4 protein-coding genes and 1 pseudogene are annotated in these 3410 nt (G+C 35.6%); 4 read left to right on the top strand and 1 reads right to left on the bottom strand.

Translation table 11 applies throughout. The features are described 5' to 3' along the window. Positions 1–295 (top strand): annotated as a pseudogene (locus OZD63_RS02350) (IS4-like element ISWosp8 family transposase); the annotation flags it as partial. Positions 296–304: 9 nt separating this feature from the next. Here OZD63_RS02350 and OZD63_RS02345 read toward each other — a convergent pair. Then, complete coding sequence (locus tag OZD63_RS02345; RefSeq protein WP_015589377.1) at positions 305–514, bottom strand: hypothetical protein; 210 nt, start codon at positions 512–514, stop codon at positions 305–307. 131 nt (positions 515–645) lie between these two features. Between OZD63_RS02345 and der the strand changes: the two genes are divergently transcribed. From der to OZD63_RS02330, 3 genes are read left to right on the top strand one after another with little or no spacing between them, the layout of a single operon-like run. Next, positions 646–1971, top strand: coding sequence for a ribosome biogenesis GTPase Der (gene der, locus OZD63_RS02340; protein ID WP_275008021.1), 1326 nt, complete (start codon positions 646–648; stop codon positions 1969–1971). Then, on the top strand, positions 1968–2489 hold the full coding sequence (locus tag OZD63_RS02335; RefSeq protein ID WP_065094847.1) for a disulfide bond formation protein B: 522 nt from the start codon (positions 1968–1970) through the stop codon (positions 2487–2489). The genes der and OZD63_RS02335 overlap by 4 nt, the downstream gene beginning before the upstream one ends. Continuing rightward, on the top strand, positions 2464–3006 hold the full coding sequence (locus OZD63_RS02330; RefSeq protein ID WP_274980125.1) for a demethoxyubiquinone hydroxylase family protein: 543 nt from the start codon (positions 2464–2466) through the stop codon (positions 3004–3006). Before OZD63_RS02335 ends, OZD63_RS02330 begins: the two co-directional genes overlap by 26 nt. Positions 3007–3410 lie beyond the last annotated feature (404 nt).

Raw genomic sequence — 3410 nt, 5'->3', positions numbered from 1 at the left:
TTTCTGGAGAGGCTGTATTACAAGAATTTTGGGCAAACTTGGTCATGTGCAATATATTATCGCTTCATATATGTGATGCACAAGGGCCTTGGAACCCAGATCAAATTACTGAGTATCGTTTAAATTTTTCAGTTTTATTTAGTGTAATGAGACAGAAACTCTATCAGGTACTTATTTCGCCAAAAAACTTTCAAGCCCTTTTTAAGTATACGTGCTAAAGTTAAAATCCGACCGGGACAGCCGCAATAAAGTAGATAAGCCTAAACGCCATCATGTCTTTAGGAGAGTTTGCTAATGAAAGTTCTTAAGTTGACGTCATTGACTGTTCCGATTCGTTATATGACATAAGAGCATCATATATTTCATGCAATGTATTTGAGATGTTTTTTTCCATATGCTGATTAATATGCCCATATATTGTCGTCTCTTCCGAACACTCTGTATCTTTATGTATATGATTTTGTTGCTTTAATTCTTCTCTATCTACACTCTCTATTTGCTCTGACACTAGCATAACTACCCCATATTTTACATAACGAAATAAAAAAATTCTAACTGTAGTGTGCTTATATAATCTACGAAGTCAATAGTTAAATTGAAAAGTTTCGGTTATAATTTACTTCATATAGAACATGCCCTTGAATTATGCTAAAAATCGCCATAGTAGGCCTACCAAATGCTGGAAAATCGACCCTATTCAACAGATTAGTAGAAAGAAAAGCAGCAGTAGTGAGTAACATTCCAGGAGTGACAAGGGATAGGCGAGAGGGAATGGGGAGAATTAGCGATTTGGAGTTTAAAGTTATAGATACAGGAGGATGGAACGACCAAACTAGTTTTTCACTGCAAGTTATTGAGCAAATAGAGTTTTCTTTATCCAGTTCAAACATAATTTTCTTTCTTGTTGACGCAAAAGTGCAAAATGAGCGAAATAAAGAGTTTGCAAAGTGGCTGAAGAGAAAAATAAATAAACCTGTGATACTGATAGCAAATAAATGCGAGAGTCATAAATCCGAAAATGTTGATTATTTGCAGTTTTTTGATTTTCTTGGCCCGGTGTATATCTCTGCCGAGCATAATCTTGGCATGGTTGATCTTTATGATGCATTAGCTGGTGTTATTGAAAATTTTAACGAGAACACTGAGTTACCTAACAATGAACTGAGTAGGCTGAGGATCGCGATCATCGGCCGTCCGAATGTTGGAAAATCAACTTTTTTAAATGGTTTACTTGCAGAAAACAGACTAATAACAAGTTCAGAGCCAGGTACCACACGTGATTCTGTGGATATTACATATGATCATGATGGAGAGTTAATTACTCTAATTGACACTGCCGGAATCCGCAGAAAGGCGAATGTTGTAGATGGCTTAGAATCAAGATTTGTTGAGAAAAGCATGGAATCAATCAAGCGCTCTCATGTGGTAGTTTTAATGCTAGACTCCCTAGTTGGTATTGAGCAGCAGGATTTATCAATTGGTGAAGCTGCAATTAAGGGAGGGAAAGGGATTATTGTTGTTTTAAATAAGTGGGATTTAATAGGTAAGGATGACAGAAGCAGGTTAATAAAATTTGTCAAACAACAGGAAGTAACCAGGTTATTCTTGGAAGTGCCAACCATAACAATTTCTGCGTTAAAAGGCATGCGCTGCGGTGATGTGATAGATAAGTGTCTTGAAGTGAGTGAATCCTTGAACAAGAAGATCAGCACTGCAAAACTGAATAAGTGGCTCATAGATGCTGTAGGAAAACATTCTCACCCTCTTGTAAAAGGCAAAGCAGTTAAAATGAAGTATATCGCTCAAATTGGTACTAAACCTCCAGCTTTTTCTTTGATATGTAACATACCTGAAAGTGTTGATGAAAGTTACAAACGCTATTTAATTAACGATCTCAGAAAAAATTTCTTTGCAGACGGTGTGCCAGTTAGATTGCTTTTGAAAAAAAATAAAAATCCCTATGTAAAATGAATACTCTGCTTTATACTTTCAGGGATAATTTACTTAAAGTTATGTGTAATAATTCCAGAATTCCTGCAATCTTTCTGCTGTCGAGTGCCGCTGCTCTAATTTTTGCATATGTGCTAGAATATTTTTTCAACATGCTGCCATGCAAGTTATGTACATACGAGCGAATAGTTTACTATATCGCCGGATTACTTGCAGTAGCGTGCATGCTTAAAGACAACAAAATTCTAATCTATGCAATGTTTTGCAGCTACCTCATAGGTGCAGTAATATCTTTTTATCATGTAGGTCTTGAACTCCACTTATTTCATGATGTTTTAGGTTGTACAGAGCAAGCAAGTGGTAACGTTAGTATAGAAGAGCTCAGAAATAATCTACTAAATCCTAATTACTCTCCATCTTGTGACAGACCTCATTACGTTCTAGGTGTTTCCTTAGCAACATGGAATCTAATTTATCTCATAGTAGCTCTGTTCGTATCAGGTAAGGTGTATTGTGGAGAAAGAAAGAAATCTAAATAATTTAGGGTACAGCAACAATCAGTTCTTGCAACAGGCAATTAGAGTAGATCACGCTGGAGAATATGGAGCTATTTGCATTTATTCTGGTCAAAAATTTATTCTTAAGAAGTCTTCTATAATCAATGAAATAATTGAAATGGAAGAGCAGGAAAAAAAGCATTTTCACTATTTTAATGAGAAAATCAAAGAGCAAAAAGTTCGTCCTACTGTTTTGTTGCCTGTTTGGCGTGTTTTAGGAGTGTCGCTTGGCGTTGCAACTGCCATTATGGGCAAAAAAGCTGCTATGGCTTGCACTGCTGCAGTTGAAGAAGTTATCGGGGAGCACTACAAAGAGCAAGTTTCACATTTAGAAGATGGGGAATTAAGAGAAACTATAAGTAAATTTCGCGACGAGGAGTTAGAGCACAAAGATATTGCAATTCAGCACAATGCTGAAAGCGCATTTGGCTACAACATTTTATCATCATTCATAAAAACAGGCTGCAAAACTGCTATTTACTTGTCTAAGTTAATTTAACTAAGCAGCTTTCTTAAAGTGTTTTAAATGTTCTGATAACAACAGAAACCAGGAAGGAATTCAAGTGTAACAATTATTTTATAACTATATTTACATATCACCATTATTAATAAATAATTAGTATTTGTAAATTAAATACATCTAAAGTATAGACTGCAAAGGAGGCAAAAGTGCGTTTTAATTTAGAAGAGGGAAATGCTCTTATGTAATACCTGCCACAGGTTCACAACTGTACGAACATTCATTTTTGAAGGTAAATTGCACAGCAAATGGTGTCATTCCAGTCTGGAATCCAGAAATTTTGCTTATAATTGAGCTGATAAGCTAAGGGTAATTGTCTTAGAACCTGTTAAGGATCTCGAAAATATGAGGTAAAATAAGCATAGTTAAGAAAGAGGTATATC

It is taken from the genome of Wolbachia endosymbiont of Drosophila leontia (assembly GCF_028981785.1).
Classification (GTDB): domain Bacteria; phylum Pseudomonadota; class Alphaproteobacteria; order Rickettsiales; family Anaplasmataceae; genus Wolbachia; species Wolbachia pipientis.
The sequence above is the reverse complement of the archived record's forward strand: the minus strand, read 5'-3'. Positions and strand labels throughout refer to the sequence as shown.

What these genes read in the sequence shown, in the direction of transcription:
- OZD63_RS02345 (WP_015589377.1), bottom strand. Translation starts at nt 514, where the DNA reads ATGCTAGTGTCAGAGCAAATAGAGAGTGTAGATAGAGAAGAATTAAAG.
- der (WP_275008021.1), top strand. Translation starts at nt 646, where the DNA reads ATGCTAAAAATCGCCATAGTAGGCCTACCAAATGCTGGAAAATCGACC.
- OZD63_RS02335 (WP_065094847.1), top strand. Translation starts at nt 1,968, where the DNA reads ATGAATACTCTGCTTTATACTTTCAGGGATAATTTACTTAAAGTTATG.